The organism is Ruegeria sp. CG11 (assembly GCF_056537245.1).
Genome location: NZ_JBQFRE010000008.1, coordinates 86278 through 106633 on the forward strand (window position 1 = coordinate 86278; position 20356 = coordinate 106633).

Annotated in this window: 19 protein-coding genes and 1 pseudogene; 9 read left to right on the forward strand and 11 right to left on the reverse strand. The window is 60.8% G+C overall.

The features are described from left to right. Nucleotides 1-16: 16 nt before the first annotated feature. From ACR0KW_RS16495 to ACR0KW_RS16515, 5 genes are all read right to left on the reverse strand, one after another. Nucleotides 17-832 (reverse strand): trypsin-like serine peptidase, encoded by an 816-nt coding sequence (locus ACR0KW_RS16495; protein WP_480805977.1) that lies wholly within the window; start codon nt 830-832, stop codon nt 17-19. Continuing rightward, nucleotides 829-1620 carry a trypsin-like serine peptidase gene (locus ACR0KW_RS16500; protein WP_480805978.1) on the reverse strand — a complete coding sequence of 264 codons (792 nt, stop codon included), beginning with the start codon at nt 1618-1620 and terminating at the stop codon, nt 829-831. Before ACR0KW_RS16500 ends, ACR0KW_RS16495 begins: the two co-directional genes overlap by 4 nt. A 118-nt stretch (nt 1621-1738) precedes the next feature. Further along, nucleotides 1739-3055 carry a glycolate oxidase subunit GlcF gene (gene glcF, locus ACR0KW_RS16505; RefSeq protein WP_480805979.1) on the reverse strand — a complete coding sequence of 439 codons (1317 nt, stop codon included), beginning with the start codon at nt 3053-3055 and terminating at the stop codon, nt 1739-1741. 4 nt (nt 3056-3059) lie between these two features. After that, on the reverse strand, nt 3060-4160 hold the full coding sequence (locus ACR0KW_RS16510; RefSeq protein WP_480805980.1) for an FAD-binding protein: 1101 nt from the start codon (nt 4158-4160) through the stop codon (nt 3060-3062). A 25-nt stretch (nt 4161-4185) separates the two neighbouring features. Continuing rightward, nucleotides 4186-5634, reverse strand: coding sequence for an FAD-linked oxidase C-terminal domain-containing protein (locus ACR0KW_RS16515; protein ID WP_480805981.1), 1449 nt, complete (start codon nt 5632-5634; stop codon nt 4186-4188). A gap of 81 nt (nt 5635-5715) precedes the next feature. Between ACR0KW_RS16515 and ACR0KW_RS16520 the strand changes: the two genes are divergently transcribed. Continuing rightward, on the forward strand, nt 5716-6426 hold the full coding sequence (locus tag ACR0KW_RS16520; protein WP_480805982.1) for a DUF599 domain-containing protein: 711 nt from the start codon (nt 5716-5718) through the stop codon (nt 6424-6426). Between the two features lie 35 nt (nt 6427-6461). Beyond that, the gene (locus ACR0KW_RS16525) at nt 6462-6809 is read left to right on the forward strand and encodes a hypothetical protein (RefSeq protein ID WP_480805983.1); all 348 of its coding nucleotides are present in this window, start codon (nt 6462-6464) and stop codon (nt 6807-6809) included. On the opposite strand, the gene ACR0KW_RS16530 is transcribed toward ACR0KW_RS16525, so the two are convergent. From ACR0KW_RS16530 to ACR0KW_RS16545, 4 genes are all read right to left on the reverse strand, one after another. After that, the gene (locus tag ACR0KW_RS16530; protein WP_480805984.1) at nt 6810-7295 is read right to left on the reverse strand and encodes a flavodoxin family protein; all 486 of its coding nucleotides are present in this window, start codon (nt 7293-7295) and stop codon (nt 6810-6812) included. 1 nt (nt 7296) lies between these two features. Further along, entirely contained in the window at nt 7297-7767 is a 471-nt protein-coding gene (gene rlmH, locus ACR0KW_RS16535) for a 23S rRNA (pseudouridine(1915)-N(3))-methyltransferase RlmH (protein ID WP_480805985.1), read from the reverse strand. 44 nt (nt 7768-7811) lie between these two features. Continuing rightward, nucleotides 7812-8171 (reverse strand): ribosome silencing factor, encoded by a 360-nt coding sequence (gene rsfS, locus ACR0KW_RS16540; protein ID WP_480805986.1) that lies wholly within the window; start codon nt 8169-8171, stop codon nt 7812-7814. 164 nt (nt 8172-8335) lie between these two features. Continuing rightward, the gene (locus ACR0KW_RS16545) at nt 8336-9688 is read right to left on the reverse strand and encodes a mechanosensitive ion channel family protein (RefSeq protein WP_480805987.1); all 1353 of its coding nucleotides are present in this window, start codon (nt 9686-9688) and stop codon (nt 8336-8338) included. Nucleotides 9689-9928: 240 nt separating this feature from the next. Here ACR0KW_RS16545 and leuC point away from each other — a divergent pair, with 240 nt between their 5' ends. The 5 genes and pseudogenes from leuC to ACR0KW_RS16570 all read left to right on the forward strand — a co-directional run bounded on the left by leuC (nt 9929) and on the right by ACR0KW_RS16570 (nt 14789). Beyond that, nucleotides 9929-11332 (forward strand): 3-isopropylmalate dehydratase large subunit, encoded by a 1404-nt coding sequence (gene leuC / locus ACR0KW_RS16550; RefSeq protein WP_480805988.1) that lies wholly within the window; start codon nt 9929-9931, stop codon nt 11330-11332. 37 nt (nt 11333-11369) lie between these two features. Then, nucleotides 11370-11924: an HdeD family acid-resistance protein gene (locus tag ACR0KW_RS16555; RefSeq protein ID WP_480805989.1), complete on the forward strand. Its 555-nt coding sequence runs from the start codon at nt 11370-11372 to the stop codon at nt 11922-11924. 42 nt (nt 11925-11966) lie between these two features. Beyond that, nucleotides 11967-12572 (forward strand): 3-isopropylmalate dehydratase small subunit, encoded by a 606-nt coding sequence (gene leuD / locus ACR0KW_RS16560; RefSeq protein ID WP_480805990.1) that lies wholly within the window; start codon nt 11967-11969, stop codon nt 12570-12572. Between the two features lie 410 nt (nt 12573-12982). Continuing rightward, nucleotides 12983-13762, forward strand: coding sequence for a hypothetical protein (locus ACR0KW_RS16565; protein WP_174826192.1), 780 nt, complete (start codon nt 12983-12985; stop codon nt 13760-13762). Continuing rightward, nucleotides 13759-14789: pseudogene (locus ACR0KW_RS16570) on the forward strand (endonuclease/exonuclease/phosphatase family protein). Before ACR0KW_RS16565 ends, ACR0KW_RS16570 begins: the two are co-directional and overlap by 4 nt. A 6-nt stretch (nt 14790-14795) precedes the next feature. Here the strand turns inward: ACR0KW_RS16570 and ACR0KW_RS16575 are convergent. After that, nucleotides 14796-15686 carry a Rossmann-fold NAD(P)-binding domain-containing protein gene (locus tag ACR0KW_RS16575; protein WP_480805991.1) on the reverse strand — a complete coding sequence of 297 codons (891 nt, stop codon included), beginning with the start codon at nt 15684-15686 and terminating at the stop codon, nt 14796-14798. A gap of 83 nt (nt 15687-15769) precedes the next feature. Between ACR0KW_RS16575 and ACR0KW_RS16580 the strand changes: the two genes are divergently transcribed. Both ACR0KW_RS16580 and leuB read left to right on the forward strand, forming a co-directional pair. After that, on the forward strand, nt 15770-16663 hold the full coding sequence (locus ACR0KW_RS16580; RefSeq protein WP_480805992.1) for a LysR family transcriptional regulator: 894 nt from the start codon (nt 15770-15772) through the stop codon (nt 16661-16663). A 132-nt stretch (nt 16664-16795) separates the two neighbouring features. Continuing rightward, on the forward strand, nt 16796-17899 hold the full coding sequence (leuB, locus tag ACR0KW_RS16585) for a 3-isopropylmalate dehydrogenase (RefSeq protein ID WP_480805993.1): 1104 nt from the start codon (nt 16796-16798) through the stop codon (nt 17897-17899). Between the two features lie 58 nt (nt 17900-17957). Here the strand turns inward: leuB and ACR0KW_RS16590 are convergent, their stop codons facing one another. After that, nucleotides 17958-20144 carry a transglycosylase domain-containing protein gene (locus ACR0KW_RS16590; protein WP_480805994.1) on the reverse strand — a complete coding sequence of 729 codons (2187 nt, stop codon included), beginning with the start codon at nt 20142-20144 and terminating at the stop codon, nt 17958-17960. Nucleotides 20145-20356 lie beyond the last annotated feature (212 nt).

Sequence of the window (20356 nt, forward strand, 5' to 3'; positions counted from 1 at the left end):
AGCTTTTTGACCGAGTTCAAGACCCGCCAGAGGAGATGAATTTCGCGCCGGTACCGGACTTGCCCGACCCCACCTGCAAGCGGCGGATCGCGGCCTTGGGTTTCGGTGCGTCGCGGCGCAGGTCGGCCTTGAGTTCCGAAATGATTCCAGCCAGTTCCATCCCGAAACCGACCTTTTGCCGCCCGTCGGTTCCGACCGCGGAAACGACCGACAGAATCTGCCAGCGCGGGCCGTTCTGGGCCAGCAGCGCCGACCCGGATGAGCCAAAGGTAATGTCGCAGTTGAAGGTGATCAGCCCCTGCCGCCTTTGCAGAATGCGGCAGGACCGTTCACGGGTGATCGCTTCGGACCGGCCGCGCCCGTATGAGGCAAGGCTGACCTCTTTTCCCGCCACGCCGCCGTTGAACAGCACAAAGGGATCAGCGACGGAATAAGGGATGGGCTGTTCCAACCGCATCAGGGCGACATCCGCCCGAACGGACGCGGCCGAAAGCTCGGGGTGTTTGAGGTAATCCGGATGCACCGCGATCTGGACAACTTTGCGGTCGGCCAGCGATTTGCCATAGCTCAGCCCGGCCCGAAAGGTCACCTCGCCCGGGGCATAGGCTTGGCCCGTTTTCTTGTCGATCGCGCAATGGGCCGCGGTCAGAACCAGATCCTGCGCAATCAGCGTGCCCGTACAGAATCCGCTCTTGCCGATGTCCAGACGGCCGATAGCTTCCCAGCCGAAAAGGTCCTCGCGGTCGGTCAGTTCGCGCTTGCTGCTTTGGGCATGGGACACGGTGGCAAAAAGCGACAGGCCCAGAAGCGCCGCCAGCAGAAATCGTGTCATGGCTTGATGAACCTCGCGCCAATGTTTCTGTTACCCCCCCCCTGAGGTGTGGCGGCAAGAAACCCGCGACCAGCGGACAATTCGGCCTGCAACAGGGGCAACGACCCCTCAACCGCTGTGCCTACCGCGACCCGCTGACCGTTGAATTCCGCTTTGGCCGCCACCACCGACACGATGCGTGGGCGGTCACCGTCAAAGGAAAAGACCGGCGCACCGGATGAGCCGAACTCGACATCGCAGGACATCACCAGAACTTCGGATTGGCGGGTCATGACCGAGCAGACCTCTTGCAGTGACGGGGCCTCGGCCCGGTCGCGCGCATAGGACACAACACCGACTTCGGCCCCCCGGCGCGGCCGGTCGCCAGTTTCAAAGGGAATCACGGTGGTATTGCGTATCGGTTGCCATAGCTCGATCAGGGCAATGTCATTGCCCAACCGCGCCGTCGGGGTTTCGCGGCTGTAGCGGTAATCCGGATGGATCACCGCCTGCCGCGCCGCGCGGTAGGCCGAGGCCCGGCCCAAGCGCCACGCGGCCAGAAACTCGACCTCGGACAGATCAACCCGCTGGCCCGTCGCCTTGTCAAACAGGCAATGGGCGGCGGTCAGGACCAGAGTTGGAGAAATCAGCGTGCCAGTGCAGAACCCCGCACCGTTGATGTCCAGGCGACCCACAGCCATCCACGCCCGCCCTGCATCGGTGGTATCCAGGCTTTTCAGCCCGCTGTCCTGCGCCATGGCGGTCATCGGCATCAATGCCAGCGCGATTGCCCTGATCCAGTTTCGCAAGCGGTTCTCCGGCGTTGCTGTTGGCTTACGTTCCTACGGCCCCGGTGGGGCGAAAATAGGGCGGCAACGCCGGATGCGGTTTCACCCGGAAACTGATGCACTGCTGCATCATTGACGTCTACCTGAGGATCGGAACTTCTGGCGCACGGTCATCTTGCAGGGCTCGCGGTTTGGGACCGCCGGTTGCCCAGTCCAACAGCTCGACCGTGTGCAGAACAGGAACATCCGTGCCTGACCCGATCTGCATCATGCAGCCGATATTGCCCGCAGCGATCACATCAGGGTTCTTCGCCTCAAGCGTTCTGACCTTGCGCTGCTTTAACTGGCCCGAGATTTCGGGCTGCATCAGGTTATACGTGCCCGCGCTGCCACAGCACAGATGGCTGTCAGCAGGCTCTAACACAGCGAAACCTGCCTTTTTCAACAGGTCCTTGGGATGAGTTTTGACCTTTTGTCCGTGCTGGAGGGAACAGGCCGCGTGGTAGGCGACGGTCAAACCCGCGTCGGGGCCTTCCGGCAGATCCAGCTGCACCAGCAGTTCGCTGATATCCATCGCAATACCCGACACCCGCGCCGCGTCCTCGGCCAAAGGATCATTGCGGAACATATGCCCGTAATCCTTGACTGTGGTGCCGCAGCCCGAGGTGTTGATGACGATGGCATCCAAACCGTCGCCATTCATCTCTGCTATCCACGCTCTGATATTGGCCTCTGCCGCTTTGTGGCTGTCCTGCACCTTGCCCATGTGATGGGTCAGCGCGCCACAACAACCTGCGCCTTCGGCCACCACGACCTCGCACCCCAACCGTGTCAGAAGGCGGATCGTTGCATCGTTGATATCGGTGTTCAGCGCCTTTTGCGCGCAGCCCGTCATCAGCGCGACGCGCTTTTTACGCGACCCCTTTGGCGCAAAACTTTGCGGGTCGTCATTGCGACTGACCGGAGGGATATGCTGCGGCGCCATGTCCAGCATCGCCCGCAGCCGGGCATCGGGCATCAGGAACCGGAACGGGCGGCCCAGCTTGGCCCCGATCAGCGCCCAGCGGAACCGCATCGGATAGGGCAGAATCTGCGCCAACACCCAGCGCAGCGCGCGGTCCGTGAAGGGGCGCTTGTAATTGGCCTCGATATATTCCCGCGCGTGGTCGACCAGATGCATGTAATGCACGCCCGACGGGCAGGTCGTCATGCAGGCCAGACAGGACAGGCAACGGTCGATGTGCTTGACGGTCTTTTCGTCCGGCACACGCTCATTTTCCAGCATGTCCTTGATCAGGTAGATACGCCCGCGCGGGCTGTCCAGTTCATCCCCCAACACCTGATAGGTCGGGCATGTGGCGGTGCAGAACCCGCAATGCACACAGCTGCGCAGGATCTCATTCGAACGCTTTATCGCCGGGTCTTGAAGCTGTTTTTCCGTGAACGTCGTCTGCATCGGCTTACCCCATCAGCCCCGGATTAAGGATACCCCGAGGATCAAAACGCGCCCGTAGTCCCTTTGTTAGAGCCTCAACACTGGAGGATTCAGGTTGAAACCGGCCCAAGGCCTCGACAGTTTTCGCATCTGTGCGCACCAGCGTCGCGTGACCTTCGAATATTCCTATCCGGGAACGCAAATCGGAGCCTTCGGGAACGCGCTCCCAGATCAGGCCGCCGCCCCAATCCAGCAGAGTCTGATCCGCTTCAAGCCGGGTCAAGATTTCAGGCGCATCGGTTGGTTTGACCGAAATCCGCCAGACATCGCCATCGCGCCCGTGAAACGGCCTGACATCACGCAGATCCCGCCACAATTCAATAGGGTCCGAAGTCTCGGTGATCTCGCCAAACGCCGAAAGCGCGGATTTTAACTGCTCTGTCCGGTAGGTCACCGAGTCCGAGAACCCCTCAACCCGCAACAGCGCCCGCCCGTCTTTCGGGTCATAGGCGGCCCCGCTGACCTCGTACGGGGACGTCAGCCCCGCCGAAAGAACCTGCACCGCAGTCTCAGCATCGGACACTTCAACGGCCAAGGTCGCAACGGCTTCGGGCTTGGGCAGCACCTTCAGCGACACTTCGGACAGAACCCCAAGCGTGCCCCAAGACCCGGCCATCAGCTTGACCAGATCGTAGCCGGTCACGTTTTTCATGACCCGACCGCCGTTCTTGATCACCTGCCCCATGCCATCGACATAGCGCACGCCCAGCAGGAAATCGCGGCAAGCCCCGGCCTGAATACGGCGCGGGCCCGAGATATTGGCGGCCACAACACCACCAATGGTGGGCGTCCCGCTGGTGCCCAGCAGCCCGCGATGGTCCATCGGCTCGAACGCCAGTTGCTGCCCTTCGGCTTCCAACACGGCCTCAATCTCAGCGACGGGCGTTCCTGCCTGCGCCACGAGGGTCAGCGCGCCGGGCTCATACAGGGTGATCCCGCTCAGCCCTGAGGTCTCAAGCGTGGCCTCCGGTCCACTCACCCCACGCGTGCCGCCGCCGACTATACGCACCGGTTCCGTCAGCCCGGCCACCATTTCGGCCAGTTCGGCCTCTGTCTTGGGTTTCATCGCAAATCTTCTTTATTAGAGCCTGTTATTCCGCAGCCAACCGCACATCCCGGCGGGACTCGGACGCATCCAGAGGAAACACTTTGGCGGGGTTCAGCAGCCATTTGGGATCGAACACATCCTTGACGGCCATCTGCGCCTCAAGGTCCGCAGGTGCGTATTGATGGGTCATCAGGTCCCGCTTTTCGATACCAACGCCGTGTTCGCCGGTCAGGCAGCCGCCCACATCAACGCAGAGCTTCAGGATATCGGCCCCGAACGCCTCGCATTTTTCCAGATCACCGGGTTTGTTGGCATCGAACAGGATCAGCGGGTGCATATTGCCGTCTCCCGCGTGGAACACGTTGCCCACGGGCAGGCCGTATTCTTCGCTCAACTCTCCGATCCGGCGCAGCACTTCAGGCAGCGACGACACCGGGATCGTGCCGTCCAGACACATGTAGTCGTTCATCTGCCCCATCGCGCCAAAGGCCGATTTTCGCCCCAGCCAGATCTTAGCGCTTTCCTCAGCCGACTGGCTTTCGCGCAATTCTACCGGGTTATGGCGCCTGGCGATCTCGATGATTTTCGACAGTTGGTGGTCGATCTCGGCCTCGGAGCCTTCGACCTCGACAATCAACAGCGCGTGGCAATCCGGATAGCCTGCATGGGCGAAATTCTCGCAAGCCCTGATGCAGAGCGTGTCCATGAACTCGATCGCCACCGGCAGGATGCCCGACTTGATGATGTCGGACACGCATTGGCCCGCGACCTCATTGTCATCAAACCCCATCAGCACTGGCCGCGCCCCCTCGGGCTTGCGCAGGATGCGCAGCGTGGCCTCGGTCACCACACCCAGCTGCCCTTCAGATCCGCAGATGACGCCCAGCAGGTCCAGCCCGCCGGCATCCAGATGCGCGCCACCGATTTCGACCACGCTGCCATCCATCATCACCATTTTCACGCCCAGCAGGTTGTTGGTTGTCACGCCGTATTTCAGGCAATGCGCCCCACCCGAGTTCATCGCGATGTTGCCCGCAATCGCGCAAGCCAGTTGCGAGGACGGATCGGGGGCATAGAAAAAATCTTCTTCCTCAACCGCGCCGGTCACGCTCAGGTTGGTGCGGCCGGTCTGAACGCGGATGAAGCGGTTATCGTAGTCGGTCTCCAGCACCTCATTCATCCGGGCGACGCCCAGAATGACGCAATCCGCAGTGGGCAGCGCCCCGCCCGCCAACGATGTGCCCGAGCCGCGCGGCACCACCGGCACGCCCTCATCATGGCAGATGCGCAGCACGTCCGAGACCTCTTGCGTGTTCGACGGCAGCACCGCCAGCATCGGCGGGCAGCGATAGGCGGTCAGCGCGTCACATTCATAAGCGCGGGTTTCAGCCGGGTCATGGATCACGGCATCCGCAGGCAACACCTGCAACAGGCGCGACAGAACGGCCTGCTTGCGCGCCAGGATTTCGGGGTTTGGCCGGGGCATTTCCATCGCTGATCCTCCGTTTGGTAAAATAATATTACCAATTTACCTATCTGGCAAGTTCTGATCTCTGACCCTACTGTCACCGACATGACATGGATCGACCGCGCCCTTTTATTCTCAACACTGGATTATGCCGCCGTACTGCTGTTGCTGGGCGCGTGGCAATGGATCGGCTGGCGGATCGAGCATCCCGCGCCACATAGACAATCGGTCGCGATGATGATGGACGACTTCCGGCGCGGCTGGATGCATGAGATGGTCACAAGGCAGCCCCGGATGTTCGATGCGCAAGTCGTGGCAGCGATGCGGCAGGGCAGTACCTTCTTTGCTTCGACCACCATGATTGCCATCGGGGGCGGGCTGGCGTTGCTGGGAAACACCGAACGGCTGGCGGGCGTCGCCAGCGATCTGGCCATCGGCAGCGCCCCGGCGCTGGTGTGGGAGATCAAGATTCTGGTGGTGATCCTGTTTCTGGCCAATGCGTTCCTGAAATACGTCTGGGCGCATCGGTTGTTTGGATATTGCGCGGTGCTGATGGCTGCGGTCCCGAACGACCCCGAAGACCCGCAAGCCTATCCGCGCGCGGCACAAGCGGCCGAGATTTGCGTCACGGCTGCGCGCAGCTTCAATCGCGGCCTGCGCGCCACCTATTTCGCGCTGGCCTCGCTGGCGTGGATATTAGGGCCGCTTGCCCTGATACTCGGAACCGTCATCACTCTGGGCGTTCTTTACCGGCGCGAATTCGCATCCCATTCCCGGTCGGTTCTGCTGACCATGCCGCCCAACACAGAGTCGTGATGACGCCACCGCGCATCACCTCGTATGGTCGCCCTATGCGTTATCTGATTCTCAGCGCCTTTCTGGCCTTACCCGCCCTTGCCGATGACCCCGTGATCGAAAATGCCACCGCCCAGCGCAGTGGGGATACATGGCGATTCGATGTGACCGTCTCACATCCCGAAACCGGCTGGGATGATTACGCCGATAGCTGGCGTGTGTTGGATATGGATGGCAATGAGCTGGGGATGCGCGTGCTGCATCACCCGCACGAGAATGAACAACCCTTCACGCGGTCGCTGAGCGGCGTCGCGATTCCCGAGGGAACCTCACAGGTGCAGGTACAGGCGCGGACAAATGTGGATGGCTGGGCAGAAAAGACGTTTGTCATCACCTTGCCCTGATCAGAACAGACCCATTTCCAACCCGGCAGCCATGGCCAGCCCGATCTCGCGGCATTTTTCAAGCTGATCTTGCGGAATGGCCTTTTCGGCCAATATCGCCTCGGGCGACTGCGCATGGGTGCAGATGATTAGGGGCGGCTGCACCTCTTTCAACCGCCAGCCGGTTGCGATACGGGCCATCTGGCGGGCTGCGTTTCCCCCGTCAGACCCCGCGCAAACCATCTGCGCATAAGGGCGGCCTTCGATCTTACCGAGCACCGGATAGTAGCAGCGATCAAAGAATTCCTTCATCAAACCCGAAATCGCGGCCAGATTCTCGGGCGCACAGAAGATATAGCCATCGGCGCGCAGCAGATCGTCAGGCCCGGCCCGATCGGCGCGTTTCAGGATTGTTTCAGCTTCATCCCGCGCGGCCTGAGCCGCCGCTTCGGCCATCTGCCGGGCTCCGCCGGTGCGGGAATGGTAAACGATCAAAAGCTGCGCCATGTCAGACCCGGTGATAGGGGCCGCCCGACAGGATGGTTGCGGCCCGGTAAAGTTGCTCGGACAGCATCACACGGACCAGCATATGGGGCCAGACCATCGACCCGAATGAAATGGAAAAATCGGCCTCGGCCCGCATATCAGGGTCTATTCCGTCAGCCCCGCCAATGATCAGCGCCAGATCCTGTCGCCCGGCATCGCGCCAGCCGCCCAATTTTTTGGCAAAATCAGGCGACGACATCACCCGTCCGCGCTCGTCCAATGTGCAAATCACAGCGCCCTTGGGCAGGGCCTTGCGCAGCAGCGCAGCTTCTGCGCCCATGCCGGCGTTTTTCTTGTCTTCGACCTCGATCACCCGTGCAGGACCAAGGCCCAGCGCGCGGCCGGTCCGGTCAAAACGGGTCAGGTAATCGTCAAGCAGGGTCTTTTCCGGTCCGGCACGCAATCGCCCGACCGCACAAATGCTTATACGCATATTTCTCTCGCCGCCGGCCTGTTAATGCAGACCGGGATGGCGCCTCAGTTCGCCGAGGCGCTGCCGCCCTGAGGCAGCCACATCTTTTCCAGCTGGTAGAATTCACGCACTTCGGGGCGGAAGATATGGACGATCACGTCGCCCGTATCGATCAGCACCCAGTCGCCGGCATCCTTGCCTTCGACCTTCGAGGTGAAACCGAATTCCTGCTTGATGCGATCCGTCAGCTTTTCCGCCATGGCAGCGACCTGACGGGTCGACCGACCCGAGGCAATCACCATGTGATCCGCAACCGAGGATTTGCCTTGCAGGTTGATCTGCACGACATCTTCGGCCTTGTCATCGGAAAGTGAGGAAAGGATGCGGTCAAGCAGCTTGTCGCTGATTGACTGAGAGTGAGCCATTACACCGGCTCCGTCATCGGCGGGCAAACCCGCCTGGGTATGTAGAGACAGGACATAGTCCTCCTTTGCTGCGCGCCGCCAAACCCCGGCGCAGGGGTACTAATAAGGTAACAAGGGGAATGCAACATTTCAATGAAAGGCCGCCACGCAGGGCGCACGGGCGGTCACTCTTTGGCGACCTGTTGCGCGTATGCGCTGTCGGACAACAGCCGAACCTCGCGCTGCGGGAAGGGGATCGAGATGCTTTCGTCTTTAAAGGCGTCCCATAGTGCAAGGTAGACATTGCCCCGAATATTGGTCAGCCCTTTGGTCGGATCGCTGATCCAGAACCGCAGCACGTAATCCACACTGCTGTCACCGAACCCGGTGATGTGGCAGACCGGCTCGTGCGATCCGCCGCTCAGCACGCGAGTGACGGATTTGACCGCTTTAATGGCCGTTGCCCGTACCTTGTGCGGGTCGTCGTCATAGCTGGTGCCGAACTCCAGATCCAACCGCACAAACTTGTCCGAATGTGACCAGTTCACCACCTGATTGGTGATCAGATCCTCGTTCGGGATCAGGTATTCCCGCCCGTCCCGCGTGACCACCGAGACATAGCGCGCGCCCAGCGCGTTGATCCAACCGAACGTATCGCCCAGCGAGATCACGTCGCCCGGCTTGATCGACCGGTCCATCAGAATGATGATCCCCGATATCAGGTTCGACACCACCTTTTGCAGCCCGAAACCGATCCCCACGCCAATTGCACCGGACAGCAGCGCTATGCCGGTCAGATCGAACCCGAGCGTGCGGATGGCGGCCATAAACACTGCGCCGTACAGCAAAACTTGAATGCCTTTGGCCAGCAGGACCTGCATTGACGGCGTGATGTCATCGTTGCTCATCAACCCACGCTCTGCCGCGCGAGTGCCAATACGGGCCAGCGTCAGAAGGACACCAATCAGCAGAACAGCCTTGAGAATTCCCAGCGCCGATATGTGCAGATCACCAATGGAAATCGCCACGCCGTCCAGAAACTCGGCCACGTCATCGGTCAGATTCAGGGCAACAAGCGTTGCATAGACCCACATTGCCCATTTGAAGATGCGCCGCAGAGTCCGGTTGCGCACCAGCCGCGCCACCAGCGCAATCGCCAGCCACGCCAGGGCCAAGGTCGCCACAACACCGATGATATAACTGCGCGAGGGCCATGTGATCTGCTGCATCAACAGATACAGCACCCAGGACATCACCACGAAATAGACCAGCGTCAGGCGCTGCATCAGCTGTACCAGAACCCGCAAGCGCCACTTTGGCCACCCTTCGCGGGCACGGGCCCAGGCCTCCCACCGGCCTTGCGTCGTCAATTTCAGAACGTAGGCCAACGCCCACAGGCCCAGAATGATGACCAGCTGGTGCTGGCGCCATCCCGGCGTAACAACCAGCTCGACAAGGTTTTCGAATTGCACGGAAAAGCCCGCGACCATGTTGTCATAGAGGTCCGACAGCGAGCTGGGGATCAGATCCTGATTCATGGCCCCAGCTTGGACAGCGTTTCCGCGCGATGCAAGCCCGTCGGGGATTGAACCTTGATTGACGGCCAGACGCGATATATCTGGTGCGCATGAGACTCACCTTGGCCCCAGCACCGACGTTGCAAGACCGCACGCGCCTGCGTGAACGGTTCTTTGGGGCCGCCCGCACGGTTCTGGCCCGCCTATAAGCGGCGTCCAGCCACTCGCCAGCTATTTCTCATTAAATACGGGAGAGGACCAATGTCCCCCAAAACACTCTATGACAAGATCTGGGATGCCCATGTCGCGCACGAAGCCGATGATGGCACCTGCCTGCTGTATATCGACCGCCACCTGGTTCACGAAGTGACCAGCCCGCAGGCGTTCGAAGGCCTGCGCATGGCGGGCCGCAAGGTGCGCGCGCCGGAAAAAACAATCGCCGTGCCGGATCATAACGTTCCAACAACGCCGGATCGTGTGAACGGGATCGAAAACCCGGAATCGCGCATTCAAGTCGAAGCGCTGGACAAGAACGCCAAGGATTTCGGCATTCACTATTACCCGGTGCATGACGTCCGTCAGGGCATCGTCCACATCGTTGGCCCCGAGCAAGGCTGGACCCTGCCCGGCATGACCGTTGTCTGCGGCGACAGCCACACCGCCACCCACGGCGCGTTTGGCGCTTTGGCGCACGGTATCGGCACGTCTGAGGTTGAGCACGTTCTGGCCACCCAGACGCTGATCCAGAAGAAATCCAAGAACATGAAGGTGGAAATCACCGGCAAACTGCAGCCGGGCGTGACCGCCAAAGATATCACTCTGGCCGTGATCGGTGAGACCGGCACCGCTGGCGGCACCGGCTATGTCATCGAATATTGCGGCGAAGCGATCCGCGATCTGTCGATGGAAGGCCGCATGACCGTCTGCAACATGGCGATCGAAGGTGGCGCCCGCGCCGGTCTGATCGCGCCGGACGAGACCACCTATGAATATGTCCAAGGCCGCCCGCACGCCCCTAAAGGCGCACAGTGGGAAGCGGCTCTGGCGTGGTGGAAAACGCTTTATACCGACGAAGACGCGCATTTCGACAAGGTCATCACCCTGCGCGGCGAAGACATCGCGCCGGTCGTGACTTGGGGTACCAGCCCCGAGGACGTTCTGCCGATCACCGCAACCGTGCCTCATCCAGATGATTTCGAAGGCGGCAAGGTCGACGCGGCCCGCCGTTCGATCGAATACATGGGTCTGGAAGCCGGTCAAAAGCTGAGCGATGTGGAAATCGACACTGTCTTTATCGGGTCGTGCACCAACGGCCGTATCGAAGACCTGCGCGCCGCGGCTGAAATCCTGAAGGGCAAGAAGATCAAAGACGGTCTGCGCGCCATGGTCGTGCCGGGCTCGGGTCTTGTGCGCGCTCAGGCTGAAGAAGAAGGTCTGGCCGATATCTTCAAAGAGGCCGGTTTCGAATGGCGTCTGGCGGGATGCTCGATGTGTCTGGCGATGAACCCCGACCAGCTGCAACCGGGCGAGCGCTGTGCAGCGACCTCGAACCGCAACTTCGAAGGCCGTCAGGGCCGCGGTGGACGCACCCACCTGCTGAGCCCCGCAATGGCTGCCGCAGCGGCAATCACAGGACGGCTGACAGACGTCCGTGATTTGATGTAAGGTCCCCTCATATCTAGATATTTGAGGGATTGAAAACATGAGTGACTGGGTCAAATGGCTCCTGCTGGGGCTTCTGTCTATCGCGTTCGGTATCTTTGTACTGGGCGCGCCAGTTGTGGCGTCGATCGCCGTGACGGTGGTAACCGGTGTGTTGCTGCTGATTTCGGGCGCGCTGCAACTTGTGGGTGGCTTCACGGTTGAAGGCACCGGCAACAAGATTCTGTCACTCATCATGGGTGCGGTGATGCTGTTTCTGGGCTGGTCCTTTCTGGATCACCCGCTGCAGGGAACCCTGACCCTTGCGACGGTGATGCTGATCCTGTTCATGGCAGGCGGCATCGCGCGGGTCATTCTGTCGTTCCAGATGAAAGGAACACAGTTCTTTTGGCCCACGATGATCTCGGGCATCTTGTCGATCATCCTCGCAGGGATCATCTGGACCTACGTCGGAAGCGATCCGCAGGTGCTGCTGAGCATTCTGGGGATCTTCCTGGGCATCGAGATGCTGTTCAACGGGTTCGGATTGGTCTTCATGGCGTTCTTCGTCAAGAACGCACCCAAAGGCGAAACAACGGAAGCGAAACAGGCTTAAACGCGGGGCAAGGGGTCGGCCCTCTCCCGCAGGAGTGTGAACATGGAAAAGTTTGAAAAAGTCCACGGGGTGGCCGCCCCAATGCCGCTGATCAATATCGACACCGATATGATCATTCCGAAAGTGCACCTGAAGACCATCAAACGGTCTGGCTTGGGCGTCGTGCTGTTTGACGAAATGCGCTATCACGATGACGGGCAGGAGAACGAAGAGTTCGTTCTGAACAAACCCGCCTATCGCCAAACCGAGATTCTGGTTGCAGGCGACAATTTCGGCTGCGGCTCGTCGCGGGAACACGCGCCTTGGGCGATCAAGGATTTCGGCATCAAGGTCGTGATCTCGACCAGCTTTGCCGACATCTTCTTCAACAACTGCTTCAAGAACGGCATTCTGCCAATCGTGGTAGCAGAAGAGCATCACGTGATCCTGATGGAAGATGCGCATAAGGGTGAAAACGCCCGCATGACCGTGCATCTGGAAGATCAGCAGATTACCACTTCGGATGGTGTCGTGATCGCGTTCGAGATCGACCCGCACCGCAAGCACTGCTTGCTGAACGGTCTGGACGATATCGGCCTGACGATGGAAAAAGACCATCACATCGACAAGTTCGAGGACCACGCAAGCCAGGCCCGTCCCTGGGTGTGATTCTGGAAACGAATCCGGGAATGCACAACTTTACGGGGTCGCCAAGGCGGCCCCGTTCGCGTTCTTGGGGCTGCGCATTCAGAAACCACAATATGTAGGTTTCATATTGATACACACGTCGGATTTGCGTCAAAAATGATGCAATCCCGCACCAGTTGCGCCATCATTTTGCCCGAAATCACGTGTTTTCTGCGCCTTGGCTTGAGCGAAATGTCGCTTATCGCCAATGTGGCGGGTACAGGCACCCACCAGTTGAACATTGGTGACTCAAGACATCCGCCACAACCATTAGTGGTGGGCACAAGTTGGAAGTGAAGTCGGCGAAGAATCGGCTAATCCAGTTTGAAAGGGTTCGGATAGTGATTGCGCGCACAACAGGGGCGGCGATTCGGGGAATATTGGTTGCACTGATGGTGCTGACCCCCGCGTTGTACCTGCCCGTATCGTCAACGAATGGGACCGAGATTGTCGTATTTCTCGCCATTCTCGCATTCTTTCTGACCTTTGCCGAATACAACTCGGCCTTTCCCAGCTTTATCGAATTCCGCGACGCACCGCCGGTGAACCGCCTTCGGTTTGTCGGGCTGATGTCGATGATCATGTTCCTGACGCTGATCTGCAAGAACGCCTACGCGCCCAGCAGCCTGACCGCTGTTTTCTACTCGCTGGGTCTGGGCGTCGCCAATGTGGTCGACTTCCCCTATTCTCCGGTTCGTCTGGTGGTGCTGATGCTGCCCGCAGATGCCAGCGCGCCGCTGATCGAGCTGGTACGCGTTGCCGCCAGCGTGGCTTATGTCGCGGCGTTGGTGACCATCGGCAGCTTTGCCTATGCGGTGAAGATGCGCGGCTGGCCGACGGGCAACGGCGCCTTCAACGTTTGGACCAACCTGCCGCTGTTCGATCCGACCAAGGGTGGCGACGTCGTTACGCGCCTGCAACGGGACGGACGGCTGAACATCTCGATCGGGGTGTTGCTGCCGTTTCTGATCCCGGCCCTGATCAAGATGCTGACCGATTACGCCAACCCGATCTCGCTGAGCAACCCTCAGACCCTGATCTGGACCCTGAGCGCTTGGGCCTTCCTGCCCGCCAGCATGATCATGCGCGGCATGGCAACCCTGCGTATCGCCAATCTGATCGTCGAAAAGCGCCGCGCTTACTCCACTGCCGAGTCCACGCAGGCTGCATGATCCGCATCCTTCTGCTGCTGCTCTTGCCGGTGATGGCGCAGGCGCAGACAGTACGCATTGCCACCTACAATACAGAGCTTAGCCGCGACGGGCCGGGCCTGCTGCTGCGGGACATCCGGCGCGGTGATCCGCAGGTGCAGGCAGTGGTCGAGGTGCTGGTGGCCACGCAGCCGGATATTCTCGCCCTGCAGGGCATCGACTGGGACCTGAACGCCGAGGCTCTGAGCGCGTTGATCGAACAGCTGCGCGCCGCGGGGTTGGATTATCCCCATCACTTTGCTGCGCAGCCCAATGCCGGTCTTGAAACGTCCCTAGACCTGAACGGAGATGGCCGGGCGCATGGCCCGGCAGACGCGCAGGGCTGGGGCCGGTTCACTGGTCAGGACGGGCTTGCGGTGCTGTCGCGCTATCCGATTCACTCTGGCGACGTGCAGGCGTTCACCGACTTGCTGTGGCGTGACCTGCCCGGCGCGCAGATGCCGGTCTCGGACAACGGCCCTTTCCCCTCGGAAGAAGCGCAGAGCATTCAGCGCCTGTCCGCCGTGGCCCATTGGATCGTGCCGGTGGATACGCCCATCGGAACGGTGGACCTGATGACCTTCCACGCCGCCCCGCCGGTGTTCGACGGACCCGAAGACCGCAACGGGCTGCGCAACCGCGATGAAATCCGCCTTTGGTCAGTTATTTTGGACGGCCAGCTTGGTCACAAACCCGACAGCCCGTTCGTGATCGCCGGGGACGCCAATCTGGACCCCGAACGCGGCGAAGGACGCCGGGAAGCGATCCAAGCGCTGTTGTGGCTGACCCTCGCTTGCAAGACCCTCGCCCCGCTGACGTGTCGGGCGCGCTGACCACCGTGGAATGGAAAGCGGTAGGAGAGATGCGGGTGGACTACGTACTACCGTCAACCGATCTGCAGGTGACAAGCTCGGGCGTGTTCTGGCCCGCCCCGGGTTCGCCCGAGCGCGCGGCGGCCGAACAAGCCAGCAGGCACCGTCTGGTCTGGGTTGACGTAACCGCACCCTAGTGGCGATCAGGCGGGGGCCAGAACCCCATCCGAACGCAGCGCATCAGGGATCGCTCGTTTCAGAGCGGCATCCAGATCCGTACGCTGAAAATCCCCGACCAGTTCTCGGAAAAACGCATCCTCCAGACTGTGTGGCGTATTCCACAGATACCGCATTTCAAGCAAATGAGGCGCCATCCGCCAGAAGGGGCGGGCAAGCTGAATCGGCAACCAGTTCATTCGCTGCACAGACACATGCCGACCCGTGACCCGAGACAGCGCCTGCGCCATTTCAGAGCCGGTCACTGTGTACCCCTCGTAAGGCACATCGCAAAAACGGGGCAGCCTCTTGCGCATTTCGGCAAGGACAACCGCCGCACGCGCAAGGTCGGGCAGATAGGCCCAGGCATGGGCGATGTCGGGATTCCCGGGATAAATGAAACGCCCCCGCGCCAGAGGTTTGATCATCACCTGATCGAACCAGTTCCCAGACGCGCATGTATCAAGGTAATCCCCGGCCCGCAGAATGATCGTGCGAACGGATGAGGCGCGATAGGCTTCCTCCATCTCGATCCGAATCCGGCCCAGAGGGTTATGGGCCAGATGTGGCGTGGCCGTTGACCACGGCCCCGGTGAATCTGCCCCGAACACATAGACATTGCCAGGGATGATGACCGTCGCCCCTGTGTCCCGCGCGGCCGATATAACCTGCCGGGTCAGCTCTGGAACCTGTGCCTGCCAATCCGGATAGGGCGGGTTCCAGGCGTTGACGATCACATCCGCACCTTGCGCGGCCTGCGCCAGCCTTTCGGTGGAGCGGTCAAAGGTGCGAACGGCCCACCCCGCGTTTCGAAACGCAGCCATGGCGTTTCGCCCAAAACGGCCGGTTGCACCCAGGATCAGAACGGATTGTGTCATGGGGAACTCCTTTCAAATCGAAACTATCAATTCAAATCAATCGAGCAATTGCCGGGAAATGCAGAACGTGTATTCATATTTGAATGGACAAATCACTCACTCACGCAGACTGGTCCCTGATTCAAAGCTTTCTGGCAGTGGCCGAAACCGGTTCACTGTCGGCGGCGGCGCGGCAGCTGGACCGCAGCCAGCCCACGCTGGGCCGCCAGATCCATGCGCTTGAGGATGAGCTGGGCGTGTCCCTGTTCGACCGTCACGCACGCGGCCTGAAACTCAGCGAGGTGGGCACGCAGTTGTTGCCGATGGCGCAGCAGATGCATACGGCCATGACATCGTTCAGCCTGGCAGCCGCGGGACAGTCGCAGCAGTTGGAGGGGTCGGTACGCATCACCGCCTCGGTCTTTGCCTCGCACCACCTGCTGCCGCCTATTCTGGCGCAGATCCGCGCTTTGGAACCGGCGATCCAGCTTGAACTGGTGGCCACCGACACCACCGAGAATCTGCTGTATCGTGAGGCTGACATCGCCGTGCGCATGTACCGCCCCGCGCAGATGGACATCATCTCGCGCTATCTGGGGGATGTGAACCTGTGCTTTTGCGCTGCCCGGGCCTATCTGGATCGGGCCGGACGACCCCAAAATCCCGAGGACCTGTTCGATCATGATCTGGTCGGCTTTGACGCCAACGAGCAGATTATCAAAAAAATGCAGCAACGGGGCTGGCCCGCCAGCAAAAACAGTTTCGCTACCAGATGCGATCTTCAAAGCGCCTATTGGCAGCTGGTCCGGGCCGGGTGCGGCATCGGCTTCTCACAGGTTCAGGTGGCCGAGGCCGACCCGGATGTCGAAGTGCTGGATCTGGATGTCGAGATTGAACCGCTGCCCGTCTGGTTAGCCGCGCCACAGGCTATGCGCCAGACGCCCCGAATCCGGCGCGTCTGGGACCTGTTGGCCGAGGGGTTGAAGGCCAGTCTTTGACCGGAAAGCGCGGGTTCGGCGGCGGTTTCGGCCCGGAAAGCGGATTTCCGGCCCATAAAGGCCGGTTCGTCTCATTGACCCGATGCGGCGCAGGCGCTAGGGCCATTGCGACGAAACGCAAGGAGATCCTTCATGTCCAACCCCTCGCTCCTCATCCTGCCCGGAGACGGAATTGGCCCCGAAGTCATGGCCGAAGTGCGCCGCGTAATTGACTGGTTCGGTGCGAACCGCGGCCTGGAATTCGACGTGAGCGAGGATCTGGTCGGCGGTGCCGCCTATGACGCGCATGGCAAGCCCCTGTCGGACGAGACCATGGCCAAGGCGCAAGAGGTCGACGCGGTTCTGCTGGGCGCCGTAGGTGGTCCGAAATACGACGACCTGGATTTCAGCGTAAAACCAGAGCGCGGTCTGCTGCGCCTGCGCAAGGAAATGGACCTGTATTCGAACCTGCGCCCGGCGCAGTGCTTTGACGCGCTGGCGGATTTCTCGTCGCTGAAGAAAGACATTGTTGCCGGTCTGGACATCATGATCGTGCGCGAGCTGACCTCGGGCGTCTATTTCGGCGAACCGCGCGGCATCTTCGAGGAAGGCAACCAACGCGTCGGCATCAACACCCAGCGTTACACCGAATCCGAGATCGAACGCGCCGCGCGTTCCGCCTTTGAACTGGCAATGCGCCGGAACAAAAAGCTGTGCTCGATGGAGAAGGCCAACGTGATGGAATCGGGCATTCTGTGGCGCGAGGTCGTGGACCGTGTGGCCAAGGACTACCCCGAGGTCGAGCTGAGCCATATGTATGCCGACAACGGCGCAATGCAGTTGGTGCGCGCACCCAAGCAGTTTGACGTGATCCTGACCGACAACCTGTTCGGCGACATCCTGTCGGACTGCGCCGCGATGCTGACCGGTTCGCTGGGCATGTTGCCGTCGGCATCCCTGGGTGCCCCGATGACCAATGGCCGCCCCAAGGCAATGTACGAACCGGTCCACGGTTCGGCGCCCGATATCGCGGGTCAGGGCAAGGCCAACCCGATCGCCTGTATCCTCAGCTTCGCCATGGCGCTGCGCTACAGCTTTGATCAGGGCGCCGAGGCCGATCGCCTGGAAGCCGCGATCGAAAAAGTTCTGGCGGATGGCGTCCGTACCGGCGATCTGCTGGCCGAAGAAGGGGTTCAGCCGGTTTCGACCACCGAAATGGGTGACGCGATTCTGGCTGCTCTGGACGAGAGCCTCTGATCAGGTCTGATATTCCAAAGTAAAAGGCGGTGCCCGGTGCACCGCCTTTTTTTATGCCTCAGTTGCCAAAAACGTTCTTGAAGAAGTTATTGATGGCGTCCTCAAAACCACGCCCTTGTCGACGGCGCTGTTGCTGAGGCTGCGCCGTCCGCACCGGCGGATCGGGCGCCAGCATCGGCAGCGGCGTGGGCGTCATGCCTTCGGTCACGCGCAGCATGGTTTCTTTCCAAATCTCCGCAGGCAGGCCACCACCGGTCACACCCGACAGCGGCGTGTTGTCGTCATAGCCCATCCAGACGCCCGCCACATAATCCGCAGTGAAGCCGATGAACCACGCGTCCCGCGCCGCCTGCGTGGTGCCGGTCTTGCCTGCCACCTGCCAGCCCGGCAGCTTGGCGCGCCCACCGGTGCCCTCGGACACCACGCGCTCCATCATCCATGTCAGCTGCTTGGCTGCCTTGTCGTTGATCACTCGTTCGCCAATGCCCGAGCTGGTCACCATCATGGGCGTGTCGTCACCCAGCAATTTCAGTTCGGACAGACCATAAGGCTCCACGGCAGAGCCACCGTTCAGGATACCCGCGTACGCCCCGGTCATCTCGATCAGCGTGCTTTCCGATGCGCCCAGCGCCAGCGCCGGACCTTCGGCCAGGTTGCTTTCGATTCCGAACTCGCTGGCCACGGTGCGCACATTTTCCAGCCCGGCCACCTCGGCCACTTTCACGGCCGGGATGTTCAGCGAGTTCTTCAGCGCGTCCGCCAGCGTTACCCGGCCATAGAACTTGTTGGTATAGTTCTTGGGGCACCACTGACCCGATCCGGGAATGTTGACGCAATACGGCTCGTCCACAACCGTATCCAGCGGTGAATAGCCAAGCTCCAGCGCAGTGGCATAGACAAACGGCTTGAAGGAGGATCCGGTCTGGCGCAGCGCCTGCGTCGCCCGGTTGAACGCGCCCGACACGCGCGTTTTGCGTCCGCCGACCATGGCGCGCACAGCGCCATCGGCCGACATCACCACAATCGCGGCCTGCGCCTTGGACCCTTCACGCACCTTTTCCTGAAAGATGTATTTCAGCGCCTCTTCCGCCGATTTCTGCAGGCGCTGGTCAAGCGTGGTGCGGATCACTACGTCATCGGTGGTGTCGGTGCCAAAATAGCTGGGCAGTTCGGTGATCACCCAATCGGCGAAATAACCGCCCGCCCGCGCTGCAGCGGCCTCGGACAGCTGCGCCGGGGTGCTGCGGGCACTGCTGGCCTGCGCAGTCGTCAGATAGCCCTGCGCCTCCATCAACCCGATCACCAGCTTCGCCCGGTCTTGTGAGCGTTGCAGGTTGTTGGTGGGTGCATAGCGTGTCGGCGCCACCAACAGACCGGCCAGCATCGCCGCTTGCGCCGGGTTCACCTCGGCGGCCGAAATTCCAAAGTAACGCTGGCTTGCCGCCTCGAACCCGCGGGCACCGGCACCAAGGAACGCGCGGTTCAGATAGATGGTGAGGATTTCATCCTTGGAGTATTTCACCTCCATCGCCATCGCATAGACCGCTTCCTTGGCCTTGCGCCACAGCGAGCCCTGACGGCAATCGGCCTCATAGGCAGCCTCGGACTCCCACTCGCTGGGCACGTAAGGCACACCCAGACACAACAGCTTGGCGGTTTGTTGCGTAATGGTCGAGCCACCATGGCCGGACAACGGGCCGCGCCCTTCGCTGAGGTTGATGCGGACCGCACTGGCGACACCGCGGGGGCTGACACCGAAATGGCGATAGAATCGCTTGTCCTCGGTCGCGACCACGGCATTTTTCAGATGCGGTGAGACGGTGTCGGCGGTGATCACCCCGCCGAATTGGTCCCCGCGCCAGGCAAAGACCTTGCCATCGCGGTCCAGCAACGTGACCGAGCCACGCGCTCGGCCATCCAGCAGGGCATCCACGTCAGGCAGCGAGGTGTAGACAACCCCAACCGCCAGCGCCAGCAGCAACCCGGCCACAGCACCCACGCGCCACGTAACCCCCCAAATCAACCGCCAAATCCAGCGGAACAGCCGACGGAAAAACCCGCCGCCTCCGCCACTGGACTTCCGGCGTGTCTTCTTCCGGGCGGTCTTGCGGGTTGTTGTCTTGCGCGCGGTCGCCTTCTTTCCCGCGGGCTTGGCAGCCCGCTTGGTTGCCGTGGGCTTGCGCCCTTTCGACGGGTATCTCTTGTCCGCAACCAGCGGTGTCTTTCGGCGCCTGGACTCAGTCATGCTCAAACTCTGCCCGGTTATCATTTTGAGGCACCATACCCTGACACACCGGTGAAGTAGAGGGCGGAAATTCAGGAAGTCACCCTCCTCAGCCTGCCTATTTTTTAATCATTCACCGTATTATGTGCAAAAATTGTGCAACTTGCCGCTATTTTCCCCGACGTTTCACTACCCGAAACGTTCCTTACCACGCGCAGCTGCGCTTTTTTTCT